Raw genomic sequence first — 26,033 nt, forward strand, 5'->3', positions numbered from 1 at the left:
TTGCCAACGAAACTGGCAAGGAGTTGCACCCGGATGCCCCGGGCGTACCGTGGGACCACCATGAGCGAAGACGCGCAGATCCTCATCGGCTTCGACGGCACGCCGACCGCCGAGCACGCGATCCGCCAGGCAGCCGGGCTGCTCGGCGCCCGCCGGGCGCTGGTGGTCACCGTCTGGGAGGCAGGGCAGGCGTTCAGCCCGCTGAACCTGCCGCTCAGCGGGCTCGAGGGCGCCCCGGTCACGGTCGACATCCGCACCGGGCTGGCGGTGGACCAGGCGGCCTACGAATCCGCGCACCAGCTGGCCACCTGGGGTGCCCGGCTGGCCGCCGAGCACGGCTTCGACGCCACCGGGCACGCGGTCGCCGACGACGTGACGGTGGCCGACACGCTGGTGCGGCTGGCCGAGGAGACCGGCGCGGCCGCGGTGGTGGTCGGCGCGCACCGGCACGGCAAGCTCAGCAAGCTGCTGCTGGGCAGCACCTCGTCCAGCGTGGTGCGGCACGCGGGCTGCCCCGTGGTGGTCGTCCGCGGCGAATGACGCCGCTCAGGCGCTGACCAGGTGCGTTTCGGTGCAGGCGCAGCCGCCGGCGACGGTGCGGCAGTCGATGACCAGCAGGTGGCGGGCCCGGCCCAGATCGGCGCACCCCGGCTCGGTGCACTCCGGTTGTGCCTCGAAGTGCAGCACCAGGGTGCCGTGGCAGTGGTCGAGACCAGCGGCACAGGTAGCGCATTCCATCGCTCCTTGGTACCACCATGGCTCACGCCCCCGCACCACCGCCTCCCCCTCGGCGTGTCGTCAGGCGCTCTTCTGCTTCGCCGCGGCCTTCTTCTTGGGCTTCTCGGCGGTGACCGCCTCGGTCCGGCGGCTCTTCTTCGCTTCGCTGACGCTGGCCTGCAGCGCGGCCATCAGGTCGACCACGTCACCGTCCTCGGCGGGGGCGGCCACCGCGGTGGTCTGCTTGCCCGCGGCCTTCGCCTCGATCAGCGCCTCCAGCGCCTCGCGGTAGTGGTCGCGGTACTTGTCCTGCTCGAACACCGGCTCGGACAGCGAGTCGATCAGCGAGCCCGCCATCGCCATCTCCTGGTCGCGGATCTGCGGCGGGTCCTCGTTCAGGAAGCCGAAGTCGGCGGTGCGCACCTCGTCGGGCCACAGCATGGTGGTCATCACCAGCACGTCGCCGACCACGCGCAGCAGCGCGAGCGACTCCCGCTGGCGCACCGCGACCTTGGCGATCGCCACGTGGCCCGACTTGTGCAGCGCGTCGCGCAGCAGCACGTACGGCTTGGCCATCGCCTTCTGCGGTTCGAGGTAGTAGGTGCGGTCGAAGTAGATCGGGTCGATCGACTCCAGCGGCACGAACTCCAGCACGTCGATCGACTTCGAAGTGGACAGTGGGAGTTCGGCCAGATCGCTGTCGGTGATCACCACCATCTCACCGTCGTCGAGTTCGTAGCCCTTGGCGATCTCGCTGTAGGGCACCTCTTTGCCGTCGATGGTGCAGAACCGCTTGTACTGGATGCGGCCGCCGTCCTCTTCGTGCACCTGCCGCAGCGACACGTTCTTGTTCTCCGTGGCGGCGTAGAGGTGGATCGGAATCGTGACCAGGCCGAAGGACACCGAGCCCTTCCACATCGCGCGCATCGCTTCCAACCCCTCCGCGTCCGGCACATTCGATGCCCAACGTTACGCCGCCAGGGGGGTCCGGCGGAACCGCTGATCACCATGCGTATCGCAGGTCCTTGACGTGCATCCGTCACGCGCGCCGTCCTCCCCCGGTCTTACCCGGATGTCGTCTCCGGGGACGACCCGGTGCGGCCGGTGAGCCGACGCGCCGGAACCGTCGGGACGGCACGGTGTTCGCCGAGGCGGAAAGGAGCTTCGATGATCGAGACCACCGGGCTGACCAAGCGGTACGGCCCGAAGAAGGCGGTCGACGACCTGACCTTCACCGTGCACCCGGGCCGGGTGACCGGATTCCTCGGCCCGAACGGGGCGGGCAAGTCGACCACGATGCGGGTCGTCCTCGGCCTCGACCGGCCGGACAGCGGGCGGGCGCTGGTCAACGGGCGGCCGTACGCCGAACTCGAGCACCCGCTGCGGACGGTCGGCGCCCTGCTCGACGCCCGCTGGGTGCACCCGCAGCGCTCGGCGCGGGCGCACCTGGAGTGGCTGGCCGCGGCGAACGGCATTCCCCGCGGCCGGGCGGCGGAGGTGCTCGACCAGGTCGGGCTGACCGAGGTGGCGGGCAAGCGCGCGGGCGGGTTCTCGCTCGGCATGTCGCAGCGGCTCGGCATCGCCTCGGCCATCCTCGGTGATCCCGAGGTGCTGCTGTTCGACGAGCCGGTGAACGGGCTCGACCCGGAGGGCGTGCTGTGGGTGCGGAAGTTCCTGCACCGGCTGGCCGGCGAGGGGCGCACCGTGCTGGTGTCCAGCCACCTGCTCGCCGAGATGGCGCTCACCGCGCAGGACCTGGTGGTGATCGGCCGCGGCAGGCTGATCGCGCAGTGCGCCACCGAGGAGTTCATCGCCCGTGCCGCCGACAACGCGGTCCGGGTCCGCACCCCGCGCGGTGATCTGCTCGGTGCGCTGCTCAGCCGGGAAAGCGCGTTGTACTCCCGCGACGGCGACGCCCTGGTGGTGTCCGGGATGGACAGCGCGAAACTCGGCGAACTGGCTTTCCACAACGGGATTCCCCTGCACGAGCTGAGCCCGCAGCGCGGCTCGCTGGAAGCGGCGTTCCTCCGGCTGACCGGTGACGCGGTCGAATACCAGGCGGTGTGACGGTGAACCTGCTGGTTTCCGAACGGATCAAACTGTTCTCCACCCGCTCGCCGTGGTGGTGCCTGACCGCGGCCTTCGGCATCGTGGTCGGCACCGCCGCGCTGCTGGCCTTGGCGGGGGAGAACCAGCTCAGCGTGGCCGAAACGCAGAGCGGCACCAGGATCGCCCTGGCCGTGGTGGTGGTGCTCGCGGCGCTCGCGGTGACCACCGAGTACCGCTTCGGCACCATCCGGGCGACGTTTCAGGCAGAGCCCGCCCGCAGCCCGGCGCTCGTCGCGAAGGCGGTGGTGGTGTCGGCCGCCGCCGGGCTGGCCGGGCTGCTGGCCGGGCCGATCGCCTGGCTGACCGCCGAACTGCTGGCGCCGGAGCGGACCGCGGCGCTGGCCGGTGCGGCCGATTGGCGGATCGTGCTCGGCTCCGGCCCGCTCCACGCGATCTCCGCGGTGGTCGCGGTGGCCGTGGGGGTGCTGCTGCGCCACACCGCGGGTGCGCTGGCGCTGCTGCTGGTCTGGGTGCTGCAGGGCGAGATGCTGCTCGGCCTGATCCCCGGGTTCGGCGAGGCCGTGCGCGACTGGCTGCCGTTCCGCGCCGGGGCCTTCCTGGTCAGCGGCCGGGCCGGGCCGCTGGGGCACTGGGGTTCGGCCGCCTACTTCGCCGCGTTCGCCGTGGTGTTGTTCGCCGTCGCCACCTCGGTCGCCAAAAAGCGCGACGCGTAGTTGGCTGACCGGGGTGCGCACAGTGCTGTCCTGGGTCCGGGCCCGCCCGGTGGTGACCGACTGGTTCCTCACCGGGCTGCTCGGCCTGCTCTCCCTGCCCGTGCTGCTTTCGTCCCACTCGGACTGGCAGCTGCGGCTGCTCACCGCGCTGCTGATCGCGCCGGTGCCGTTCCGCCGCCGGTTCCCGGTGCCCGCCACCGGGTTCGCGCTGGCCGCGTTCGCCACGCAGATCGCCTTCACCACCGGCCCCCGCGAGTCGCTGCTCCCGGCGGACCTGGCGCTGGCGGTGCTGGTCTACGCGCTGGTGGTCTACGGGCCGCGGCGGGCGCTGTGGCCGGTGGTGGCGGTCAGCGTGGTGCTGTGCGGGCTGTGGGCGGTCCGGCTCGCCGGGTTCACCAGGGGCGCGCTCGTGCTGCTGGCCGGGCTGGTGGTGTTCCTGGTCGCGACGCTGGCCGTGGCCGACGGGGTGAGCGTGCGGTTGCAGCAGCTCGGTGAGGCCCGCGAGCGGGCGCGGGAAGCGCAGGAGAAGCGGGACGCGCTGGCCAGGGCGGCGGTCGCCGAGGAACGAGCGCGGATCGCCCGCGAGATGCACGACGTGGTGGCGCACGCGGTGAGCACCATGGTGATGCAGTCCGAAGGCGCCCGGCTGCTGGGCCGGCGGGACCCCGCCGCGGTGGACGCGGCGCTGAAGGCGATCAGCGGCACCGGCCGCGAAGCCATCGGCGAACTGCGGCGGGTGCTCGGCGTGCTGCGGGAAACCGGGACGGGCACCGAACCGCAGCCGGGTACCGGCGCGCTGGCCGGGCTCGCCGACCAGGCCAGGCTGGCCGGGGTGGCCACCCGGCTGGCGGTTTCCGGCAGCACGGACGGGGTGTCGCCGGGTGCGGCGATGACCGTGCACCGGATCGTGCAGGAGGCGCTGACCAACGTGCTGCGGTACGCCCCGGCCGGGGCCCGCTGCGCGGTCACCGTCGACCACGGGGAACCCGGGCGGGACGGCCGTGAGATCCGGTTGTCGGTGGTCAACGACGGGGGTTGCGGAGTGCCCAGGGAGGGTGCGGTGGGCGGCAGCGGTTACGGTGTGCTCGGCATGCGTGAACGGGTGGCGATGTTCGGGGGCGAGCTCACCGCGGAACCCACCGCCGACGGCGGGTTCCGGGTCACCGCACGGCTTCCGCTGGAGCAGGCGTGACCCACCGCGTGCTCGTCTGCGACGACCAGGCCCTCATGCGCGGCGGCCTGCGCATGGTGGTGTCGAGCGCCCCGGACCTGACCGTGGCCGGTGAAGCGGAGAACGGCGCCCAGGCCGTGGCGATGGCCGCGGAACTGCGGCCGGACCTGGTGCTGATGGACGTGCGGATGCCGGTGCTCGACGGTGTTCGCGCCACCGAACAGATCTGCGCCGCCGACGACGCGGTCAAGGTCCTCGTGCTGACCACCTTCGACCTCGACGAATACGTGCTCGCCGCGACCAGGGCCGGCGCGGGCGGCTTCCTGCTCAAGGACGCCAGCGGTGAGGAGATGCTGGTGGCGATGCGGGCGGTGCTGCGTGGTGACCGGGTGCTCGCGCCGTCGGTCATCGACCGGATGGTGGCCCGTGAACTGCGCGGGGAGCCGCGCCGGGAACCCGACCCGCGCCTGTCCCGGCTGACCGGCCGCGAGCGCGAGGTGCTGGTGCTGGTGGCCCGCGGGCTGAACAACGCCGAGATCGCCGAGCGGCTCTACATCAGCGTGACCACGGTGAAGACCCACCTGACCCGGATCCTGCCGAAGCTGGAGCTGCGGGACCGGCTGCAGGCGGTGGTCTTCGCCCACGACAACGGCCTCGCCGGTCCGGCTGCGACCAACCTCACACCGGGCAGTGGTGGGTCGGCAACAAAGAAATGAGCTGGCCAGCGACTGCCGTCGAGTGGCTTTTGGCGGGTTCCTACAAACTCGGGCCCCCGCCATGCGCCGAGGACGACATATGACTACCCGGCGGTATGCGAGAGGCTACGGGTACTCAGCGGGACTTGGGAGGCTCAGCTCGGTGTTCAGTCGTGTCGCCATCGTCAACCGTGGGGAGTCCGCGATGCGGCTCATCCACGCCGTCCGCGAACTCGCCGTGGAAACCGGGAGGCGGATCGAAACGGTCGCCCTGTACACGGACGCGGATCGCACGGCCACCTTCGTGCGGGAGGCGGACATCGGCTACTGCCTCGGCCCGGCTTCGGCCCGCCCGTACCTGGACCTGGAGGTGCTGGGGCGGGCGCTGACCGAGACCGGCGCGGACGCCGCCTGGGTCGGCTGGGGCTTCGTCGCCGAGGACCCGGCGTTCGCGGAACTGTGCGAGAAGCTCGGCATCACCTTCGTCGGCCCGAGCCCGGAGGCGATGCGCCGCCTCGGGGACAAGATCGGCGCGAAGCTGATCGCCGAAGAGGTCGGCGTGCCGGTCGCCCCGTGGAGCCGGGGCGCGGTGGAGAGCCTGGACGCGGCGATCGAGGCGGCGGGCCGGATCGGCTACCCGCTGATGCTCAAGGCCACCGCCGGTGGTGGCGGGCGCGGCATCCGGGTGATCAACTCCGCCGCGGAGCTGGCCGAGGCCTACGAGCGCACCAGCATGGAGGCCGAGCGCGCCTTCGGCAGCGGCGTGGTGTTCCTGGAGCGCCTGGTCACCGGCGCCCGCCACGTCGAGGTGCAGGTGATCGCGGACGGCCAGGGCACCGCGTGGGCGCTGGGCGTGCGCGACTGCTCGGTCCAGCGGCGCAACCAGAAGGTGATCGAGGAGTCCGCCTCACCGGTGCTGGCCCCCGAGCAGGCCGCCGAGCTGAAGGCCGCCGCCGAACGGCTCGCGCTCGCCGTGGACTACCGCGGCGCGGGCACCGTCGAATTCCTGTACCACCCCGGCGAGAAGCTGTTCGCCTTCCTCGAGGTGAACACCCGCCTGCAGGTGGAGCACCCGATCACCGAGGCCACCACCGGGGTGGACCTGGTCAAGGCGCAGCTGCACGTGGCCGCCGGCGGCAAGCTCGAAGGGGAGCCGCCCGCCGAGCTGGGGCACGCCATCGAAGCCCGGCTCAACGCCGAGGACCCCGACCGCGACTTCGCGCCGTCGCCCGGCCGGATCGTCCGGCTCGGCCTGCCCGCCGGTCCCGGCATCCGGGTGGACACCGGGGTCAGCGAAGGCGACACCATCCCGGCCGACTTCGACTCGATGATCGCGAAGATCATCGCCTACGGCCGCGACCGCGACGAGGCGCTCGGCAGGCTCCGGCGGGCGATGGCGCAGACCACGGTGATCATCGAGGGCGGCGCCACCAACAAGAGCTTCGTGCTCGACCTGCTCGACCAGCCCGAGGTGCTCGACGCCTCGGCCGACACCGGCTGGATCGACCGGGTGCGCGGTGAAGGCGGGCTGGTCAGCCACCGGCACTCCGCGATCGCGCTGGCCGCCGCCGCCATCGAGGCGTACGAGGACGAGGAAGGGGTCGCGCGGCAGCGGCTGCTGTCCACCGCGCACGGCGGCAGGCCGCAGGTGCAGTTCGACAGCGGCAGGCCGCTGGAGCTGAAGCTGCGCGGGGCGGGCTACAAGGTGCAGGTTTCCCGGGTGGGGCCGCAGCGCTTCCGCGTCGGTGTGTCCGGTGACGGCGAACGGTTCCACGCCGCCGACGTCCGGATCGACCGGTTCGACCGCTACACCGGGCAGATCACCGTCAGCGGGCAGCGGTTCCGCCTGGTCGCGGCCAGCCACGGGCCGATCCACCTGGTCGAGGTCGACGGGGTCGCGCACCGGATCAGCCGTGACGAGGGCGGCGTCGTGCGCTCCCCCGCGCCCGCGCTCGTGGTGGCCACCCCGCTGGAGGTCGGCGCCGAGGTCGAGGCCGGTGCCCCGGTCCTGGTGCTGGAGAGCATGAAGATGGAGACCGTGCTGCGGGCGCCGTTCCGCGCGCGGCTCAAGGAATGCGCGGTCTCGGTCGGCAGCCAGGTGGGCACCGGCGCGCCGCTGCTGCGCCTGGAACCGCTCGGCGACGGTGACGCGCCGGCCGCCGACGCCTCCGGTGGCGTGGCGATCGACCTGCCCGAGGAGCCGGCCGGGGTGCCCGCGGCGGACCGCGTCGCGCGTGGCCTCGATGACCTGCGGCACCTCCTGCTCGGGTTCGACACCGACCCGGTCGACGGCGAGCGCGTGCTGGACGGCTACTTCGCCGCCCGCGCCGAACTGGCCGCGGAGAGCGGGCGGCCGCTGGCGGGCGAGCTGGAACTGCTCACCGTCTTCGCCGACCTGTCGGAGCTGAGCCGGAACCGCCCGGCCGGGGACGAGTTCACCGGGGCCACCGCGGACTCCCGCGTGCACAGCCCGCGCGAGTACTTCCACACCTACCTGCAGAGCCTGGACGTGGAGCGGGCCGGGGTGTCGGCCACCTTCCAGGAGCGGCTGGCCAAGGTGCTCGGCCACTACGGCGTCGGCGAACTGGAGCGCACGCCGGAGCTGGAAGCCGCGGTCTTCCGCATCTTCCTGGCCCAGCAGCACGCGGCCACCGCGGCCGAGGTGGTCGCCAGGCTGCTGCGGCAGTGGCTGGCCGAGGGCCCGCCCGGCGGTGCGCTGCGGGACACCACCGGCCCGGCGCTGGAACACCTCATCGCGGCCACCCAGCTGCGCTTCCCGGCGTTGTCGGACCTGGCGCGCGGCGTGGTGTTCACCTGGTTCGCCCAGCCGCTGCTGCGCCGCAACCGGGCCGCGGTCTACACCTCGGTCCGCAAGCACCTGCGGCACCTCGACCGGCACCCGGACAGCCCGGACCGCGCCGAGCGCATCGCCGAGATGGTGGCCAGCACCGAGCCGCTGGTGCGCTTGCTCGGGCAGCGCATCGGCCGCACCGGGGTGGACCACGTGCCCCTGCTCGAAGTGCTGTGCCGCCGCTACTACGGCAACCGCGGCATGGCGAACGTGCGGGCCGAGCAGGTCGGTGGCTGCACCTTCGTGGTGGCCGAGAGCCAGCGGGCCGAGGGCACCGGGCACGTGGTGACCACCGCGGTCGACTTCGCCTCGCTCGGGGAAGCCGTGCGCGCCATCGGCGAACTCGCCGAGCACGGCGAACTGGTCGCCGACGTCTACCTGAGCTGGGACGGCCAGCCCGACGAAGCCGACGAGGCGGCCGCCGAACTGCGCAAGGTGATCGCCGCCGCGGACCTGCCCGCCAGGGTGCTCCGGGTGACCGCCACGGTGGCCGGGCGCAGCGGTGCGGTGATGCACCACCACTTCACCTTCCGCCCGTCCTCGGCCGGGTTCGCCGAGGAACGGCTCATCCGCGGGCTGCACCCGCTGATCGCGCAGCGGATGCAGATCGAGCGGCTGAGCAACTTCGACCTGACCCGGCTGCCGTCGCCGGACGAGGAGGCCTACCTCTTCCGGTGCGTGGCGCCGGCCAACCCGGCCGACGAGCGGCTGGTGGCGCTGGCCCAGGTCCGCGACCTGACCCCGTTGCGCGACAGCGAGGGCAGGCTGTACGCGCTGCCCGCGCTGGAGCAGGTGCTGGCCACCTGCCTCGACGCGATCCGCCGGGTGCAGCAGCAGCGTCCGGCGCGCAAGCGGCTGGGCACCAACCGGATCGTGGTCTACGTCTGGCCGCCGAGCGAGCTGACCACGGCCGAGGTGAACACCATCGCCCAGCGCGTGCTGCCCACCACCGCGGGTGCCGGGCTGGAGGAGGTGCTCTTCCTCGGCAGGCGGCGCGAGCCGGAGACCGGCGAGCTGATCCAGACCGCGTTCCGGATCCGCTACGACGCCGGGCACGGCGCGCGGCTGTCGGTCGGCGTGCCGGAGACCGAGCCGATCGAGCCGATGGACAGCTACCGGCAGAAGGTGCTGCGCGCCAGCAGCCGCGGCACCGTCTACCCGTACGAGCTGACCGGCATGCTGACCGGGGAGCACGGCAGCTTCGTCGAGCACGACCTCGAAGGCGGCAAGCTGGTGCCGGTGGACCGCCCGCGCGGCGGGAACTCCGCGGCGATCGTGGCCGGGGTGGTCACCACGCCGACCCGGCGCCACCCCGACGGCATGACCAGGGTGGTGCTGCTCGGCGACCCGACGAAGTCGCTGGGCGCGCTGTCCGAACCGGAGTGCGCGCGGGTGATCGCCGCGCTCGACCTGGCCGAGGAAATGCGGGTGCCGCTGGAGTGGTACGCGCTGTCCTCCGGGGCCCGGATCTCGATGTCCTCGGGCACCGAGAACATGGACTGGGTGGCGGCGGCGCTCAAGCGGATCGTGCGGTTCACCCAGGACGGCGGTGAGATCAACATCGTGGTGGTCGGCATCAACGTCGGCGCCCAGCCGTACTGGAACGCCGAAGCCACCATGCTGATGCACACCAGGGGCATCCTGGTGATGACCCCGGATTCGGCGATGGTGCTGACCGGCAAGCAGGCGCTGGACTTCTCCGGCGGGGTCTCGGCCGAGGACAACTTCGGCATCGGCGGTTACGACCGGGTGATGGGCCCGAACGGGCAGGCGCAGTACTGGGCGCCGAACCTGGCCGCCGCACGCGACCTGCTGATGTCCTACTACGACCACACCTACGTGGTGCCGGGTGAGTCCGGGCCGCGGGCGATCGGCACCACCGACCCGCACGACCGCGACATCACCGGGTACCCGCACCACGCCGAGGGCAGCGACTTCACCACCGTCGGCGAGATCTTCTCCAGCGCCAGCAACCCGGACCGGAAGAAGTCCTTCGACATCCGCACGGTGATGCGCGCGGTGTCCGACCAGGACCACCCGGTGCTGGAGCGCTGGGCGGGCATGGCCGACGCGGAAACCGCCGCGGTGCAGGACGTGCACCTCGGCGGGCGGCCGGTGTGCCTGCTCGGCATCGAGTCGCGGTCGGTGCCGCGGCGCGGGTTCCCGCCCACCGACGGGCCGGACACCTACACCGCGGGCACGCTGTTCCCCCGGTCGTCGAAGAAGGCGGCGCGGGCGATCAACGCGGCCAGCGGGAACCGGCCGCTGGTGGTGCTGGCGAACCTGTCCGGGTTCGACGGCTCGCCGGAGTCGATGCGGAAGCTGCAACTGGAGTACGGCGCGGAGATCGGCCGGGCGATCGTCAACTTCGACGGCCCGATCGTGTTCGTGGTGATCTCGCGGTACCACGGCGGGGCCTTCGTGGTGTTCTCCAAGGCGCTCAACCCGAACATGACCGTGCTGGCCGTGGAGGGCTCGTACGCCTCGGTGATCGGCGGGGCCCCGGCGGCGGCGGTGGTCTTCGCCGGTGACGTGAACTCCCGCACGGCCAACGACCCGCGGGTGGCCGAGCTGGAGACGCGGGTGGCCGAGGCCACCGGAGCCGAGCGGGCCGCGCTGACCACGAAGCTGGCCGAGGTCCGCTCGTCGGTGCGGACGGAGAAGCTCAGCGAGGTGGCCACCGAGTTCGACCGGGTGCACAGCGTGCAGCGCGCGGTCGAGGTGGGTTCGGTGGACGCGATCATCAGCGCCGCGGAACTGCGGCCGAAGATCATCGAAGCGATCGAGCGCGCCTGAGCTGCCTGCTGGGAGCCCGGACCCGGGCTCCCAGCAGGACCACGGCGGTGACGAGGTAGACGTCGCCGGTGAGCGCCACCGGCAGGGCGAACACCGGGGCGAGCAGCCGCAGCCGGGGGCGGAAGGCCAGCAGCGGCACCAGCCAGACCCAGTGGTGGGTCCAGGAGATCGGGCTGATCAGCAGGGCGCAGCCGGCGGTGGTGAGCAGGGCGCCGCGGTCGTCCCCGGCCAGGTGCCGACGTCGCACCACCAGTGCCGCGGTCGCCACGGCCAGCACGCTGAACCCGGCGATCAGCGGCAGCCGCCAGTCCTCCGGCGCGGTCCTGGTCACGAAGCCCTGCCACGACTGGTTGCCGATCCACCCCTTCGTCTGCGCGAAGTGGTCGCTGAAGATCGCCGAGGTCCAGTAGCGCAGGGAATCCTTCGGCAGCACCAGGAAACCGAGGGTGGTGGCCCCGGCGAAGGCGCCGAGCGCCCGCATCGCGTCGGCACGGCGGCCGGTGAGCAGCAGGTGCCCGATGAAGACCAGCGGCACCAGCTTGACCGCGGCGGCCAGCCCGATCAGCACCCCGCGGTGCCGGGATCGCTTCAGCACCAGCACATCCGCCACGACCAGCGCCATCAGCACCAGGTTGACCTGCCCCAGCCCGACGCTCTGCCAGACCGGGTACAGCGCGAACCCGCCGAGCACCAGCCACCAGCGGCGGTCGGCGGTGAAGGCGCGGACGGTGACCAGCAACGCGGGGGCCGCCGCCGTGGCGAGCAGCGACCAGCACAGCTGCGGCGGCAGCCCGGCGAACGGCACGAACAGCAGCGCGGCGAACGGCGGATAGGTGAACGGCAGTTCCGGCGCCCAGTCCGGCAGGGCCCGCAGGTGGTCGTAGAGCGCGTCGCCGTGCAGCACCGCCCAGCCGCCCGCGCGGTAGACGGCGGTGTCGACGCCCAGCGGCAGGCCGAGCAACCACCAGAGCAGCCCGGTCGCTCCCAGCACCAGCGAAACCGCGGTGATCATCCTGTGCACGGGGACCGACGATGCCGCGCCGGCGGGCGCCGATCGTCCGGCCGGGGAGCGGTTTCCCGGCTGCTCCCCCGGTAGGTGCGGCGCGGGTGCGTGCTACCCGGGTACCACCAGACCGGCCTCGTAGGCGGCGATCACCGCCTGCGCGCGGTCCCGCACGCCCAGCTTGGTGAACACCCGGCTGACGTGGGTCTTCGCCGTCTGCTCGGCGATCACCAGCGCTGCGGCTATCTCCTGATTGGACAGTCCTTTGGCGACCAGCCGGAGCACTTCGGTTTCGCGCTCGGTCAGGTCGCCGACCCGTGCGCCGACCGCCGGGCCGCGGGCGGTGAACTCCCGCACCAGCCGCCGCGTCACCGACGGCGCGAACAACGCGTTGCCCGCCGCGACCACCCGGACCGCGGTGACCAGGTCGTCCAGCGGGGCGTCCTTGAGCAGGAAGCCGCTGGCCCCGGCCCGCAGCGCGCCGTAGACGTACTCGTCGATGTCGAAGGTGGTCAGCATGAGCACCTTCGAAGGGCAGCCGGGTTCGGCGAGGATGCGGCGGGTGGCCGCCAGCCCGTCGACGCCGGGCATGCGCACGTCCATCAAGACCACGTCGGGCCGCAGTTCGGCGCAGCGGGCCACGGCCGCGTCGCCGTCGGCCGCCTCGCCGAGCACACGCACGTCGTCCTGCGCGTCGAGCGCGGCGCGGAAGCTCTGCCGGACCATCGTCTGGTCGTCGGCCACGACCACGGTGATCACTGGTCCCCCCTCACTGGAAGCCGGGCGGCCACCCGGAACCCGCCGTCGCCGGTCGCACCCGCTTCCAGCGTGCCGCCCAGCATCGCGACCCTCTCACGCATGCCGAGCAGGCCGTGCCCGGGGCCGCCGCGTTCGGGTGCCCCGGCACCGGCCGAGTTCTCCACGGTGACCCCGACCGCGCCGCCGGACACCGCCAGTTCCACCGCGACCCGGCTGCCGGTGGCGTGCCGGGCGGCGTTGCTCAGCGCCTCCTGCACGATGCGGTAGACCGAGAGCGCCACCCCGGCGGGCAGGTCGTCGAAGTCGCCGCGGACGTCCAGTTCGCAGTCCATGCCGAGGGCGCGGACGCGCTCGGCGAGTTCCCCGATCTGGTCGGCGGCGGGCTGCGGTTCGGTCGGCTCGGCCTCGTCCTCGGCACGCAGCACGCCGAGCAAGCGGCGCATCTCGACCATGCCTTCGCGGGCGGTCTGGCTGAGTTCGGCGAATTCGGTGCGGAGGTCGCCGGGCAGGCCGGGGAAGCGGAAGCGCGCGGAATCGGTGCGCAGGGCGAGCACCGACATGTGGTGGGCGACCACGTCGTGCAGTTCACGGGCGATGCGGGCGCGCTCGGCGAACACCGCGGACCTGGTGGCGGCCTCCGCCCGCTGCTGCTCGGCGATCCGGCGCTGGCGGACGGTGTTGCCGAAGACCAGCAGCACGGTCATCAGCACCAGCAGCATCAGCCAGTTCCGGACGTCACCGACGTGCAGCGGCAGGACAGCCGCCGTCACCACGGCGACGCGGGCCACCACCGCCTGGCTGTGGCTCTCGGCGACGACGTAGAGGATCAAGGCGGTGACCAGCGCGAGGCCGGGTGACCAGGCCCAGCCCCACTGGCGGACGGAGCCGGGGTGCACCAGCGGGGTGAGTGCGATGAGCAGCACGAGCACCCGCCAGCTCCACAACGGCGACCACACCGCGAGGATGGCCGGCGCGGCCACCACCACCGCGATCAGCACGGCCACCCAGGTGCCGCGCACGGATGCGGGCGCGGTGAGCATGGCGACGAAGCCGCCCCAGAAGCCGATGGCGCAGTGGATGACCAGCCGGAGCCGGTGGAGGGCTACGGAACGAGCCGGTTCGGTTTGGGGCTTGGTTCCGGTGAACAGGGTGTAGCGGGTGATCCGCCACCACTCGCTCGCCATGGGAGGGCAGCTTACGGGCCGAATCGTGGAACATCCGATTGTTCAACATCCTCTCAGAGGATGCGGCTCCACTCATCACCTGGAGGATTGTTCAACAATCGAATAGGTGGCAGATCGCCCTGGAGCTCAGCCCGCATCGGGATGCGTGCCCCCGAGGAAGATCCTTTTGTTCAACAATCCTCCAAGTGAAGGTTGCAACCAGTCCTCCGCCGCAGCCCTCCAGGAGCCTCCGAGAGGATTGTTGAACAATCGAACTGAGCCAGGTCGGCGACCTTGCACCGATCCCTTGTTCAACAATCCCCGAGAGGGACCCGGCATCCTGCCACCGATCCCCTGGGTGGATTGTTGAACAACAAGATCGATCAGTCCGGTAGCAGCGGCACCTGAACCCCCTGGTCCTTCCCCAGCAACACCGCCCTGGTCACCGCCCCCGCCCCGTACCGCTCCCGCAGGTCGTCCAGAGTGGCGTCCAGGGAACCCTCGGGAGCAGGCCCGAACGGCAGGGTCAGCTGCACGGCGTCTTCATCGTCCAGGTTCGCCAAGGACAGGCCCAGCAGCGTGATCCCCTGCCCCTCGATCATCGGCATCGCCCCCGCCAGCAGTTCCCGCGCCGTGGCCAGCACCACCTCCGTCCGCGCGGTCGGCTCCCGCAGCGTGTGCGACCGCGTAGCCCGCGAGCTGTCCGCGAACCGCAGCCGCAGGACCACCGTGCGGCAGACCCGGTGCGCCGCCCGCAGCCGCCGCCCGAGCCGGTCGACGATGCCGAGCAGGATGGCGTCGAGGTCCTCGGCGGTGCGCGGGCGCCTGCCGAGCGCCCGCTGCGAACCGATCGACCCCCGGCGCCCGCCCACCCGCACCGGCCGCGGGTCCCGGTTGTGCGCCAGCGCGTGCAGGTGGTGCCCCGCCGCCCGCCCCAGCATGGACACCAGCCGCCCCTCGGCCAGACCGGCGACCTGCGCGACGGTGGTGATGCCCCGCGCGTGCAGCCGCTCGGCGGTGACCCGGCCCACGCCCCAGAGCCGCTCCACCGGCAGCGGGTGCAGGAAGTCCAGCTCCCCGTCCGGCGGGACCACCAGCAGGCCGTCCGGCTTGGCCACCGCGCTGGCCACCTTCGCCAGGAACTTGGTCCTGGCCACGCCGACGGTGATCGGCAGGCCCACCTCGCGCCGCACGTCCTCCCGCAGCCGGGCCGCGATGCCGGCCGGTGCACCACGCAGCCGCTGGAGCCCGGCGACGTCCAGGAACGCCTCGTCGATCGAGATGCCCTCGACCAGCGGGGTGGTGTTCCGGAACACCGAGAACACCGCCTTGCTGGCCGCCGAGTACGCCTTCATCCGCGGTGGCACCACGATCGCGTCCGGGCAGAGCGCACGGGCCTGCCAGCCACCCATCGCGGTGCGCACACCGCACGCCTTCGCCTCGTAGCTCGCCGCCAGCACCACTCCCCCGCCGACGATCACCGGCCGCCCGCGCAGGCTCGCGTCGTCGCGCTGCTCGACGGAGGCGTAGAACGCGTCCAGGTCCGCGTGCAGGATCGTGGCCTCGGTTCGCACGAACACATGTTCGCACCAAAGGCTCGCGAAATCGACGAACTTCGCACACGTGTTCGACACCGGAAGACGATTGCGGAGAGTCGCCGACAGGTCACGCAGAACCGTTCAACCTGCGCGGACGTATACAGCACAAAAGGGTTGCCCAGCCGGTTTGTGGCGCTTGACACTCGCGCGTGACTCTGCCGTATCCGTTTCGTAATGTGGCCGACGGCTCTCACGGAGAGCTACCACCGGTACCCCCGAACCAGTGAGTGAGCAGCAGAAATGTCAGGACGACACCGCAAGAAGGCCGCGTCGTGGAAGATGCCGGCCGGCCTGGGCGCAGGCGTCGCCGCCGCGCTCGTGGTGCCGGTGTGGCTCGCCGGCGGCCCGTGGGAGTCCCCCGAGCACGGGGTGGCCCTCGCGGTCCAGGCGCCACCCCCGGCCCTGCCCGCCCCGGCTCTGAGCACCACCCCGCCCCCGCCCCCGGTCACCACGACGACACCACCCCCGACGTCGTCGCCCGCCACCACGACCACGACCCCGCCGGCCACCACCACCTCGGAGAAGACCCCCGAACCCGAGAAGTGCGGCACCACCCTCGACGGCACCAAGCCCCACGTGGCCCAGGTCGGCAACCACATCAAGGGCAAGTTCGACGTGGACGACATCGGCGGCGCCGCCGGGCGCGCCGGGGCCAGTGACCACCCGTCCGGCCTCGCCCTCGACTTCATGGTGGGCACCGCCGAAGGCAACAAGATCGCCGACTACCTGCTGGCGCACCAGGAGGAGTTCGGCGTCAAGTACGTGATCTGGCGGCAGCGCTACAACGACGGCAGCGGCTGGTCGGCGATGGAGGACCGCGGTGGCGAGACCGCGAACCACTTCGACCACGTGCACGTCTCGTTCAAGGCCGGCGCCGACGTCGACGTGACCTGCTGAACCAGGAACGCCGCTCCGGCGGTTCGGCGGCGGCGGCGGGCGGTTCCGGCTCGGCGACCCGGTCCGCCGCCCGGTCCGCCCACCACCGCTCGACCACCTCGTCGGCGTCGGCCAGGCCCACCGGAACCCGGGGTCCGGTGGGGAACCGCATCCACTCGGCGATCCGCCGGTTGAGCTCCCGCACCTGCTCGCGCACCGCCTCCTCCGTGCGCAGTTCGCGCACCGCCTCCGGCAGCCGCTCCAGTTCCTTGCGCAGCAGCAGCGACTCCGGCAGCAGCGCCCCGGCGGAGACGCCCTCCCGGCGCAGGTAGTCCTTCAGCCACCACTGCTCGTCGCGCGGGCCGCGCAGCCCCGGCAGCGGCTTCCCCGCGCCGGGGAGGTCGTCGAATTCACCGCGTTCCTGCGCGGCCCGGATCTGGCGGTCCACCCAGCTTTCGAAGTCGACCCCTGGCGGTTTGCGTTCGGTCATGCCTCCAGTATCACCGCACGTGGCGGCGGAGGTGCTCGAACAGGCTGGTCCAGCTCTTGTCCCCGTCACCGGCCGCGATCGCCCGGTCGTACTGGTCCTTGACCGCCCTCGGCAGCCCGGTGTCCACCCCGGCCTCGTAGCTGGCCTGCACGATGTGGTCGGCGGTGGCCCCCATCATCCGTGCGTTGCCCTGGTCGCCGGGGTGGTCCCCGCTGTCGAGCTGCTTCGGCGCCTCCCCCATCATCGGCGCGATGCTGGTCAGCATGTTCTCGGCGTAGGGCCAGAACCGCTCCGCCGACACCCCGTGGGCCTCCAGCAGCGCGCTCGCGTGCAGGTAGGCCGACAACGCGGTCAGGAAGATGTCCAGCTGCGCCTGGTAGAACAGCTGCGCCAGGGCGTGGTCGGCACCGAGGTAGTCGGCGCGGCCGATCAGCTCCAGCGGCGCGCGGAACCGCTCGAACACCGCCTCCGGCCCGCTGTAGAACACGTACGAGGGCTCCAGGCCGATCATCTCGGCGGGCACCATCACGCCACCGGCGATCAGCTCGGCACCGCGGTCGGCCAGCCACCGGGCGGCCTCACGGGTGCGGCTGGGCGTGTCGGAGCTGAGGTTGACCACCACGCGACCGGCCAGCGCGTCGCCCACCGGGCCGAGGATGTCGTACATGGCCTGGTAGTCGGTGAGGCTGAGGATGACCAGTTCGTTCTCGGCCACCGCGATCGCGGCGCTGTCGGCCCGCGTCGCCCCGGCCGCCACCACACCGTCGGCCCGGCTCGCCGTGCGGTTCCACACGGTCACCGGGTGCCCGCCCTTCAGCAGCACCCGCACCATCGCCTGGCCCATCGGGCCGAGGCCGATGAAGGTGACCGGGGTGGGGTTGTTCGTCATGGGTTCCCGTCCTAATCCGTTGATCGGCTCTGTCGGGCTCCACGCTGCCCGGCGCCGGTCCGGGAACACTTCCGGTTCGCGCACGGCCGCCCGAAAGCCCAGTTCAGGAGGCCAGGATCCGCTCGGCCAGCGTGGTCAGGTCACCGGCGGTGAAGGTGGCTTCGGGGCCGCCGGGGAGCTGCCGCTGGCCGGGCCGGGCGAGGAAGGCGGTGCGCAGGCCGGCCGTGTGCGCGCCCGCGATGTCCCAGCCGTGCGCGGCGACCATCACCGCGTCGGCCGGTTCGACCCCCCGGTCGGCCAGCACCATCCGGTAGGGCGCGGCCGACGGCTTGAGCGAGCCCGCCTCCTCGACCGAGTACACGCGGTCGAAGTACGGCTCCAGCCCGGCGTTGCGCAGTTGCGCGGTCACCGTGGCCAGCGGGGAGTTGGCCAGCGCGACCAGGTCCACCCCGGCGTCCCGGAGCCGGGCGAGTCCGGCGGGCGCGTCCGGGTGGGCGGGCAGCGTGCGGAACAGCTCGCCGAACTCCTCACGCCGGTGGTGCTCACCGAGCGCGTCCGCGCCGATCTGCCCGAAGCCGCGGTACCCGCCGGTGGCGGTGATCGTCAGCGCGGTGTGGATGACCAGGTCGAACCACTGCCGCCGGGGCTCGGGGCCGCCGAAGAAGCCGTCCAGCGCGGACAGGTCGAGCATGGTCTCGTTCACGTCGAACACGGCAAGCACGAGCGGTCTCCTGAGGTTCGAATGGATTCGTACCTTCGTCAAGGTACGAGAGATGTCGTACCCTGTCCAGCATGGCGACCGAATTCCCCTGCCCGCCGCTGTCCGAGGTCGACCTCGGTGCGGTGTTCTCCGCACTGGCCGACCGGCACCGGCGCGCCGTCGTGCGCGAACTGGCCGGGGCGGGCGACGAGCAGCGCGCGTGCCGGTCGTTCGACCTGCCGGTGGCGAAGTCGACCCGCACCTACCACTGGCGCGTGCTCCGCGAAGCGGGCTTGATCCGGCAGTGGGACGCGGGCAACGGCACCTTCGTCCGGCTGCGCCGCGAAGAGTTCGAGGCCCGCTTCCCCGGTTTGCTGAAGGTGCTCGCCGACCTCGGCTAGACGCTGAGGTGCCCGGCGAGCAGGGCCGCGCCCGCCCAGAGCACCGCCGCACCCGCGCTCCCGGCGGAGAACCGCCGGTGGGACATGGCCATCGCCCCGGCGACCCGCGGCACCACCGTCCGCACCCCGGCCAGGCAGCGCCCGGCGGCCACGCCGGAAACCCCGTGCCTGGCGACGAACGACTCCGCCCGGTCCCAGCGCGCCCGGCCCACCCACCGGCCGAACCGCGACGTCCGCAGCCGCGGCCCCCCGCGCCGCCCCTCCAGGTAGGCCAGCTGGTCGCCGAGCACCGCGGCGAGCACGGCCACCGCCAGCGCGACCGGCAGGTCCAGAGTGCCCCGTCCGGTGAGCACGCCCATCAGCAGCAGCGTGGACAGCGTGGGCAGCACGACACCGGGCAGCAGCGCCGTTTCGGCGGCGACCACCAGCCCGCACCCCAGGTAGACCAGGGGCGGGCTCAGCTCAGGGAGCCAGTGCAGCAGGGTGTCCACCGCGGACCTCCCGAGTCGGTGCGACCGGCACCGCCGCCCGGTGCACGAAGGCGGGTGGCAGGTCCGGTCAGACCAGCGGCCCCCTGGTGAGCACGGCGAACCGCGCTCGCAGCAACGCGGTGAAGCGGCGGGCCGGCGGGGTCCACGCGGTGTACCCGTAGGCGAAGGCGGTGAACCGGCCCTCCGGCGCCAGCACGGCGGTGACCTGGTCGAGGATGCGTTCCTGCTGCTCGGCGGCCGTGCCCGTCCACGGCAGGCCGGAGACCACCACGTCCACCTCGCCGGGCACGCAGGTCGTCAGCGCCTCCGCCGATCCGGTCACCACGGTGACCGGGCCACCGCGGAACCGGTCCCGGAGCGGGCCGGCGAGCCGGGCGTTCAGCTCGACCGCGACCAGCCGCGCGCCCGGCCGCAGCCGGTGCAGGATGGCCTCGGTGAACACGCCCGTGCCCGGTCCCAGCTCGGCCACGGTGCGGGCGTGCTCCAGGCCGAGGCCGGTGGTCATCGCCTCGGCGAGCCGCCGCGAACTCGGCGCGATCGCCCCGGTCAGCACCGGGTGGCGGAGGAATTCCCTGGTGATCGACATGCCGGTGACGCCAGGAAGCTCCGGCGTGGCCGCACATCCGCCGGCTCGGCCGGTGCCCTCCGCCCCCGGCAGGACCCGGCGGGTACCGCGGGAGGACGCGCGGCCGGGCCCGCCGGAGCTAGGTTCGGGCGGTGCGAAGGCTGAACTCCTGGCTCCGGGCCCGTCCGTGGGTGCTGGACCTGCCCGTATACGCCTGCTTCGCCGGCTTTCCGCCGAGCCGCGCGGAGGGCTGGCCGATGGTCCTGATGTGGTTGCCGATCCTGGCGCTGGTCGCCGCGCTGGTCGTCCGGCGGTGGCACCCGGAAGCGGCGGCGATCGCGGTGCTCGCGGTGGCGCTGGTCCAGTACACCAACGAAGGCTTCGCCCACGACCGCATCCGCACCGAAGCCGCCATGGTGATCGTGTTGTACACGCTGGTGGCCGGTGGCAAGCGGTGGTTCGGCGCCGGGGTGTTCGTGGCCGATGTGGCGCTGGGCACCGCGTGGAGCGCCACCTGGGGCGCCGACGCACCGGGCGGGCCGACGATGCCCATCCTCGCCGCCTTCGCGGCCCACGTGGCGGCGTGGGCGATCGGGGAGTTCGTGCGGGCGCGGCGCAAGCTCGACGACGAGGTGGCCCTGCGGGCCGCCCAAGCCGAGAACGAGCGGCACGCGCTGGCGCGGGCCGCCGCCGCCGAGGAACGCGCGACCATCGCCCGCGAACTGCACGACGTGCTCGCGCACAGCGTCAGCGTCATCGTGCTCAACGCCGAAGGCGCGAAACTGGTGCGGCACCAGGACCCCGCCGCGGTCGACCGGACGCTCGACGCGATCAGCCGGACCGGCCGCGACGCGCTCGCCGAACTCCGGCGGCTGCTGGAAGTCCTGCACGCGGGCGAAACCGCGCGCGTGCCCCAGCCGACCGCGGCCGAGTTGCGGGACCTGGTGGCGAAGGCGAACGGCGACGGGCGGAAGATCGACGTCGAGGTCACCGGCGACGACGGCGACCTGCCCGCGAGCGCCGCGCTCCAGGCGTACCGGATCGTGCAGGAGGCGTTGACGAACATGCTCAAGCACGCGCCGTCCGGCGCCGACGGCCGGGTTTCGGTCCACTTCGGACAGCCGGCCGCGCGCCGGGAGATCCGGATCGAGGTGGTGAACTCCGGCGGCAGCGGGACACCGGCGCCCGCGCTGCCGTCGTCTGGCCGCGGCCTGACCGGCATGGCCCAGCGGGTGGAGTTGTACCGCGGTTCGCTGGAGACCGGGGTCACCGAGGACGGCGGTTACCGCGTCGCCGCGACGCTGGTGGTCGGCGCGTGACCGTGCGCGTGCTGCTCTGCGACGACCAGGAACTGGTGCGCGTGGGCCTCCGGATGATCGTGGACAGCCAGCCCGACCTCACCGTCGCCGGGGAGGCCGCCGACGGGGCCGCGGCGGTGGCGGCCGCGGTGCGGCTGCGGCCGGACCTGGTGCTGATGGACGTGCGGATGCCCGGGATGGACGGCATCACCGCGACCGCGGAGATCTGCGCGGCGCTGCCGGGAACGCGCGTGCTCATCATCACCACCTTCGACCTGGACGAGTACGCCTTTTCCGGACTGCGGGCCGGCGCGAGCGGCTTCCTGGCCAAGGACGCGCCCGCCGACGAAATGCTGGTGGCCGTGCGCGGGGTCCTGCGCGGCGACGCGGTGGTTTCGCCGTCGGTGACCCGGCGCCTGCTGGACCGGTATCTGGGCGGTGAACCCGATGCCGAGCACGCCGCCCGGCTCGACCGGCTCACCGAACGGGAAAAGGACGTGCTGGAGTTGATCGCGCGTGGCCGGACCAACGGGGAAATCGCCGGACAGCTCTACATCGGCGAAACCACGGTGAAAACCCACGTGGGCCGCATCCTGGCCAAGCTCGGGCTGCGGGATCGGGTGCACGCGGTGGTGTTCGCCTACGAAAGCGGGCTCGTGCGGCCGGGCGGCTGACCGGGGCAACAATTGTTTCCGCCGTGTTACCGGAATTGATCGCGGAGTTTACGCGGCACCGCACGGGAAACGGTGGATTCCCCCGAAGGGCGGGTGACACGGCGCAATTCGGCGGTAGCATGGGTCGCCTTCGAAAGCTTTTGCGGGGCGGTCGAGAACAATGGGCGAGCCAGAGGTGATCCCGGGCGAACCGGTGGTCGGCCTGTCCGGGGCGCGGTTTCCGACGGCCCGGCAGCGGGCGAAGCTGGACGGCGACGACGAAGCCGGGCAGCCCGCCCGCGACGGGAAGAAGCGGCGGCGCCACGACCGGAACCGGGTCGGCCGTTCCGGCGCGCGGTTCCCGTCGGCGAGCGTGCTGGAGCGCTACGCCGATCCCGAGCCGCCACCGGAACCGGAGCCCGAGCCCCCGCCGCCCGCCCCGGAACCCCCGCCGGTGCCGGAGGAACTGCCGGTGGACGACGGGATCCGCGTGCGGCCGTACGTGCTCACCGGCGGGCGCACCCGCAGCCGCCGCAAGCTGGCCGTCGAAACGCTGGTCGCGGTGCCACCGGGCGGGCGCCGGGGTGGGTTCACCAGTCCGGAATCCGACCGGGTGCTCTCGATCTGCCGTCAACCGCGTTCGGTCGCGGAGATCGCCGCGCAGCTTTCGGTGCCGCTCGGCGTGGCGCAGGTGCTGATCGGTGACCTGGCCGACGCCGGGCGGGTCACCGTGCACGCCACCGCCACCACCGGCGACGGCCGCCCCGGCCTCGACCTGATGTACCGGGTGCTGGACGGGCTGCGGAGGCTGTGATCACAGCGTGGCCAGCCGGTCGATGCCGAGACCGCTGATCAGCAGCCGTTCCTTGCCGTTGCCGAGCAGTTCCCGGGTCCACGGCACGAAACCACCGTCGCCGAGGTCGAACCAGTCGTCCTCGGCGCGGCAGGACAGCTGGTAGCACAGGCCGGTGTAGTAACCGCGTCCCGATTCGCGGTCGGGGTCGTCGGCCACCCGGCCGGGCAGCGCCTCCCGGATGGCGTCGGCGACCACGGCGAACCGCGGGTCCAGCACGGTCACCCGGACCTGGAGCGGGGCGTCCAGCCAGGCACCGGCCGCGGCGGCCACCGCCCGGACGTGCTCGGCGGCGTGCTGCCGCTCGAAGGCCAGATCGCCGGTGTCCCGGCCCGCGGTGACCAGGCCGAGCAGGGTGAAGTGGGCGAACAACGCGGGCCCTTCGACGCGCTGTGCCCGCACCACGCGCTGCGAGGTGGCCAGGCGCACCACCCGCCCGGAGTCCCGGCGCCGGATCGCCGCCTCCAGGGCGAGGCCGTTGGTCGGATCGGCCGCGACCTCGCTGCCGCGCACCGTGGCCACCACCTTGTGCTGGTGCACCGTGCCCAGGACCGAATGCAGCCCGAGCGGGGCCAGCGGCGAGAGCACCACCTTCTCGAACGACGGCGGCAGCGCGGCGAGCGCGGCGGTTTCCGCGGCCCGCAGGCGGTCGAACGGGATGCCCGATGGCACCACGAACCGGTCGGTCCGCCCGCGGCGCAGCACGTCGGCCCCGGACAACCGGGCGGCGCGCCGGCGCACGAGTTCCAGCAGCAGCGTGGTCAGGTCCGCCCCCGGCAGCTTCGCCAGCAGGTCCAGGGTGCGGTCACCGCCCGCTTTCGCCAGCACCCGGCGCAGAGGTCCGTCGGTCATGCCGCATTCTGCGTCCGGCGCGCCGCCGGGCGCCATTCGTTTTCCCGCGAAAAGCGGCTCCCGGGGCGGGGTGCCCCGGGAGCCGCTCCCGATGCGGCCGGTCAGCCGGTGTAGAGGGTCAGGCCGTAGGCGCTGAGCGCTTCGTTGACCGGCTGGAAGAAGGTCGTGCCACCGGACGAGCAGTTGCCCGAACCGCCCGAGGTCATGCCCTGTGCCTGCACGCGGGTGCCGGTACCGGGGTCGCTGACCACGGAGCCGCCGGAGTCACCGGGTTCGGCGCAGGCGCTGGTGCGGGTCAGGCCGTAGACGATGTCACCGCCGCCGTAGTTGACGGTCTGGTTGAACGCGCCGACGGTGCCGCAGCGCCAGCCGGTGGTCGAACCGGACCGGCAGATCCGGCTGCCGACCGGGCTGACCGAGGAACCGGCCACGGTCACGTCCGAACCGCTGGAGTAGCGGTCCACCAGCGCGGTGGAGACCGCCGACGAGCTGGTCACCCGGATGATGCCGTAGTCGTTGCCGGGGAAGGAACTGCCCGCCACCGGGCCGATCGCACCGCCGGTGCCGGTGACGTTGCCGCCGATCTCGGTGCAGTGCCCGGCGGTGATGATGTACCGGGTGCCGGCGGAGTTGCGGGCGTTGAAGCCGATCGAGCAGCGGCCGCCGCCGAAGTAGATGGCCTGGCCGCCGATCAGGTTCCACTTGGGATGGTTGGCCTGGGTGGTCGGCTCCACCCGGACCGCGTCCGAGCCGGCCGAATTCGCCCAGGCGACACCGGCCGGATCGTTGTGCAGCACGGTGACCACGACCTCGTTGGTGGTCACGTCCACGTACCAGCCGGTGACCGAGTCCGGCACGGAGTTCGCTCTTGAGTCCAAAGTAGATTGAACGGCGGAGAGCCCGGCGGCGCTGTGCTCGACCACCTTCGGCACCGCACCGCTCGCCTTCACGTCCCGGGCGAGCGAGGCGTCGGTGGTGCCCGCCACCAGCTTCCCGGTGGTGGCGTCGAGCCACGATCCCGCGTAGGCGGCGCCGAGCCGCTGGCTCAGCGACTCCTGCGCGGCGGCCAGCGCGGCGGGATCGGCAGTTGAATCCAAAGTGGACGCTTCGGTGGCGGAAGCGGGGCTGGCGAAGGCGACCGCGGCTGCGGCGGAACCGACCAGGGCCAGGAATGTGCGCAGGGAACGTCGACTCACGAACGGCCTCCAAGGCAGGGAAGGAAAGGGCCGGGAAAAGCGACGGTGTACACCTGAGGGAGGACGCTACGGCAAGGTAAACGGCACCGGTAGCGGCTATTTGAGCGCTCCAGCTCCTCCTGTGGGCTCGGTCACACCATCACTCTGCGTCGCTGAACCATCCTTCGGGTGCAGACGATCGGTGAATGACCCACCCCGACTGTCGTAACGGCGCCGGTCCACCTCATGGTTAGCTGGACGGCGTGACCGCTGGCCAGCTGGAGCAGTTCGAAGCCGCCCGGCCCCGCCTGTTCGCCCTCGCCTACCGCATGCTCGGCGAGGCGGCCGAAGCCGAGGACGTGGTGCAGGAGGCGTACCTGCGCTGGGCGAAGAGCGAGCCGGTGGCCACCCCGGCGGCGTGGCTGACCAGGGTGGCCACCAACCTCTGCCTCAGCAGGCTCACCTCGGCCCGCGCCCGCCGCGAGCGCTACGCCGGGCCGTGGCTGCCCGAGCCGGTGGTCACCGGATCGGGGCCGCTGGAAACCGCCGAGCAACGCGACTCGCTGCGGTTCGGCGTGCTGGTGCTGCTGGAGCGGCTCACCCCGGCGGAACGCGCGGCCTTCGTGCTGCGGACCGGTTTCGACTACAGCCACCGCGAGATCGCCGGGATCCTCGGTGTTTCCGAGGCGAACGCCCGGCAGCTCTACCGGCGTGCGCGGGAACACGTCGGCGAGCCGCGCAAGCGGTTCGAGGCGCCGGTGGGCAAGGCGGTCGTCGAGCGCTTGCTGGTGGCCATGCGCGCCGGGGACGTGGCCGCGCTGGAGCGGTTGCTGACCGAGGACGTGGTGGCCGTCTCCGACGGCGGCGGCCGGGTCAGCGCCGGGCGCCGCCCGATCACCGGCCGCGCGAAGGTGCTGCGGTTCCTGGCGGGGCTGGCCAGGCACCCCCGGATGGCGGCCGCCGAGTTCACCGTCGAGCCGGTCAACGGCGAGCCCGCCCTGCTGGTGTTCGAGGCGGGCGCGCTGACCGGGATCACGGTGCCGCAGTTCCGCGAGGGGCGGGTCAGCGAGATCCACAACGTGCTCAACCCGGACAAGCTGAGCTTCGCCGCCGCGCAGCTCGCCACCCGCTGAAGCCAGCTGGCCGGGACGCCCACCCGAGACCGCTCGCACGACTCGCTGGACAGCACCGCCCAGCGAACCGAGCCACGTGGCTCAAGCCGTCCCAGCGTCACGCGCGGGTCACCCGGGCACC

The 26,033-nt window shown here is 72.6% G+C and carries 25 protein-coding genes; 12 read left to right on the forward strand and 13 right to left on the reverse strand.

Annotated features, from left to right (window positions below; translation table 11 throughout):
* Positions 1-60 precede the first annotated feature (60 nt).
* Positions 61-540 (forward strand): universal stress protein, encoded by a 480-nt coding sequence (locus AC07EG_RS26235; protein ID WP_478255832.1) that lies wholly within the window; start codon positions 61-63, stop codon positions 538-540.
* Positions 541-546: 6 nt separating this feature from the next.
* Here the strand turns inward: AC07EG_RS26235 and AC07EG_RS26240 are convergent, their stop codons facing one another.
* Together AC07EG_RS26240 and ku are read right to left on the reverse strand one after the other, a co-directional pair.
* On the reverse strand, positions 547-738 hold the full coding sequence (locus AC07EG_RS26240; protein WP_478255833.1) for a hypothetical protein: 192 nt from the start codon (positions 736-738) through the stop codon (positions 547-549).
* Between the two features lie 60 nt (positions 739-798).
* Positions 799-1,644 (reverse strand): non-homologous end joining protein Ku, encoded by an 846-nt coding sequence (ku, locus tag AC07EG_RS26245; protein WP_478255834.1) that lies wholly within the window; start codon positions 1,642-1,644, stop codon positions 799-801.
* Between the two features lie 240 nt (positions 1,645-1,884).
* Between ku and AC07EG_RS26250 the strand changes: the two genes are divergently transcribed.
* From AC07EG_RS26250 to AC07EG_RS26270, 5 genes are all read left to right on the forward strand, one after another.
* Complete coding sequence (locus tag AC07EG_RS26250; protein WP_478255835.1) at positions 1,885-2,784, forward strand: ABC transporter ATP-binding protein; 900 nt, start codon at positions 1,885-1,887, stop codon at positions 2,782-2,784.
* A 2-nt stretch (positions 2,785-2,786) separates the two neighbouring features.
* Positions 2,787-3,500, forward strand: coding sequence for a hypothetical protein (locus tag AC07EG_RS26255; RefSeq protein WP_478255836.1), 714 nt, complete (start codon positions 2,787-2,789; stop codon positions 3,498-3,500).
* 13 nt (positions 3,501-3,513) lie between these two features.
* Complete coding sequence (locus tag AC07EG_RS26260) at positions 3,514-4,692, forward strand: sensor histidine kinase (RefSeq protein ID WP_478255837.1); 1,179 nt, start codon at positions 3,514-3,516, stop codon at positions 4,690-4,692.
* Positions 4,689-5,387 carry a response regulator gene (locus AC07EG_RS26265; RefSeq protein WP_478255838.1) on the forward strand — a complete coding sequence of 233 codons (699 nt, stop codon included), beginning with the start codon at positions 4,689-4,691 and terminating at the stop codon, positions 5,385-5,387. Before AC07EG_RS26260 ends, AC07EG_RS26265 begins: the two co-directional genes overlap by 4 nt.
* A 142-nt stretch (positions 5,388-5,529) precedes the next feature.
* Positions 5,530-11,013, forward strand: a complete 5,484-nt coding sequence (locus AC07EG_RS26270; RefSeq protein WP_478255839.1) for an ATP-binding protein — start codon at positions 5,530-5,532, stop codon at positions 11,011-11,013.
* On the opposite strand, the gene AC07EG_RS26275 is transcribed toward AC07EG_RS26270, so the two are convergent.
* The 4 genes from AC07EG_RS26275 to dinB form a co-directional block, all read right to left on the reverse strand.
* Positions 10,988-12,025, reverse strand: coding sequence for a glycosyltransferase 87 family protein (locus tag AC07EG_RS26275; protein WP_478255954.1), 1,038 nt, complete (start codon positions 12,023-12,025; stop codon positions 10,988-10,990). The genes AC07EG_RS26270 and AC07EG_RS26275 overlap by 26 nt on opposite strands.
* A 102-nt stretch (positions 12,026-12,127) precedes the next feature.
* A complete protein-coding gene (locus tag AC07EG_RS26280) occupies positions 12,128-12,775 on the reverse strand; it encodes a response regulator (protein ID WP_478255840.1) in 648 nt (215 codons plus the stop codon).
* Positions 12,772-13,959, reverse strand: coding sequence for a sensor histidine kinase (locus AC07EG_RS26285; RefSeq protein WP_478255841.1), 1,188 nt, complete (start codon positions 13,957-13,959; stop codon positions 12,772-12,774). The genes AC07EG_RS26280 and AC07EG_RS26285 overlap by 4 nt, the downstream gene beginning before the upstream one ends.
* A gap of 362 nt (positions 13,960-14,321) precedes the next feature.
* Entirely contained in the window at positions 14,322-15,518 is a 1,197-nt protein-coding gene (gene dinB, locus AC07EG_RS26290) for a DNA polymerase IV (RefSeq protein ID WP_478255842.1), read from the reverse strand.
* A gap of 258 nt (positions 15,519-15,776) precedes the next feature.
* On the opposite strand from dinB, the gene AC07EG_RS26295 reads away from it, so the two are divergent.
* Entirely contained in the window at positions 15,777-16,433 is a 657-nt protein-coding gene (locus AC07EG_RS26295) for a VldE C-terminal domain-containing protein (protein WP_478255843.1), read from the forward strand.
* On the opposite strand, the gene AC07EG_RS26300 is transcribed toward AC07EG_RS26295, so the two are convergent.
* The 3 genes from AC07EG_RS26300 to AC07EG_RS26310 all read right to left on the reverse strand — a co-directional run bounded on the left by AC07EG_RS26300 (position 16,399) and on the right by AC07EG_RS26310 (position 18,512).
* Positions 16,399-16,902: a DnaJ family domain-containing protein gene (locus AC07EG_RS26300; protein ID WP_478255844.1), complete on the reverse strand. Its 504-nt coding sequence runs from the start codon at positions 16,900-16,902 to the stop codon at positions 16,399-16,401. The two genes, AC07EG_RS26295 and AC07EG_RS26300, sit on opposite strands and share 35 nt — an antisense overlap.
* A 10-nt stretch (positions 16,903-16,912) precedes the next feature.
* A complete protein-coding gene (locus AC07EG_RS26305; RefSeq protein WP_478255845.1) occupies positions 16,913-17,791 on the reverse strand; it encodes an NAD(P)-dependent oxidoreductase in 879 nt (292 codons plus the stop codon).
* Positions 17,792-17,894: 103 nt separating this feature from the next.
* A complete protein-coding gene (locus AC07EG_RS26310) occupies positions 17,895-18,512 on the reverse strand; it encodes a haloacid dehalogenase type II (RefSeq protein ID WP_478255846.1) in 618 nt (205 codons plus the stop codon).
* A 71-nt stretch (positions 18,513-18,583) separates the two neighbouring features.
* Between AC07EG_RS26310 and AC07EG_RS26315 the strand changes: the two genes are divergently transcribed.
* Positions 18,584-18,892 (forward strand): ArsR/SmtB family transcription factor, encoded by a 309-nt coding sequence (locus AC07EG_RS26315; protein ID WP_478255847.1) that lies wholly within the window; start codon positions 18,584-18,586, stop codon positions 18,890-18,892.
* Here AC07EG_RS26315 and AC07EG_RS26320 read toward each other — a convergent pair.
* Positions 18,889-19,383 (reverse strand): DedA family protein, encoded by a 495-nt coding sequence (locus AC07EG_RS26320; RefSeq protein ID WP_478255848.1) that lies wholly within the window; start codon positions 19,381-19,383, stop codon positions 18,889-18,891. The two genes, AC07EG_RS26315 and AC07EG_RS26320, sit on opposite strands and share 4 nt — an antisense overlap.
* Before the next feature lie 67 nt (positions 19,384-19,450).
* Positions 19,451-19,969, reverse strand: coding sequence for a class I SAM-dependent methyltransferase (locus tag AC07EG_RS26325; protein WP_478255849.1), 519 nt, complete (start codon positions 19,967-19,969; stop codon positions 19,451-19,453).
* Positions 19,970-20,100: 131 nt separating this feature from the next.
* Here AC07EG_RS26325 and AC07EG_RS26330 point away from each other — a divergent pair, with 131 nt between their 5' ends.
* The 3 genes from AC07EG_RS26330 to AC07EG_RS26340 all read left to right on the forward strand — a co-directional run bounded on the left by AC07EG_RS26330 (position 20,101) and on the right by AC07EG_RS26340 (position 22,713).
* On the forward strand, positions 20,101-21,267 hold the full coding sequence (locus AC07EG_RS26330) for a sensor histidine kinase (protein WP_478255850.1): 1,167 nt from the start codon (positions 20,101-20,103) through the stop codon (positions 21,265-21,267).
* Positions 21,264-21,920: a response regulator gene (locus tag AC07EG_RS26335; RefSeq protein WP_478255851.1), complete on the forward strand. Its 657-nt coding sequence runs from the start codon at positions 21,264-21,266 to the stop codon at positions 21,918-21,920. The genes AC07EG_RS26330 and AC07EG_RS26335 overlap by 4 nt, the downstream gene beginning before the upstream one ends.
* 160 nt (positions 21,921-22,080) lie before the next feature.
* On the forward strand, positions 22,081-22,713 hold the full coding sequence (locus tag AC07EG_RS26340; RefSeq protein WP_478255852.1) for a DUF742 domain-containing protein: 633 nt from the start codon (positions 22,081-22,083) through the stop codon (positions 22,711-22,713).
* Here the strand turns inward: AC07EG_RS26340 and AC07EG_RS26345 are convergent, their stop codons facing one another.
* Positions 22,714-23,604 carry a hypothetical protein gene (locus AC07EG_RS26345; protein ID WP_478255853.1) on the reverse strand — a complete coding sequence of 297 codons (891 nt, stop codon included), beginning with the start codon at positions 23,602-23,604 and terminating at the stop codon, positions 22,714-22,716.
* Between the two features lie 101 nt (positions 23,605-23,705).
* A complete protein-coding gene (locus tag AC07EG_RS26350) occupies positions 23,706-24,800 on the reverse strand; it encodes a S1 family peptidase (protein ID WP_478255854.1) in 1,095 nt (364 codons plus the stop codon).
* 242 nt (positions 24,801-25,042) lie between these two features.
* Between AC07EG_RS26350 and sigJ the strand changes: the two genes are divergently transcribed.
* The gene (sigJ, locus tag AC07EG_RS26355) at positions 25,043-25,912 is read left to right on the forward strand and encodes an RNA polymerase sigma factor SigJ (protein WP_478255855.1); all 870 of its coding nucleotides are present in this window, start codon (positions 25,043-25,045) and stop codon (positions 25,910-25,912) included.
* The last annotated feature ends 121 nt before the right edge of the window (positions 25,913-26,033 follow it).

This window comes from Amycolatopsis sp. NPDC045836, assembly GCF_056431745.1.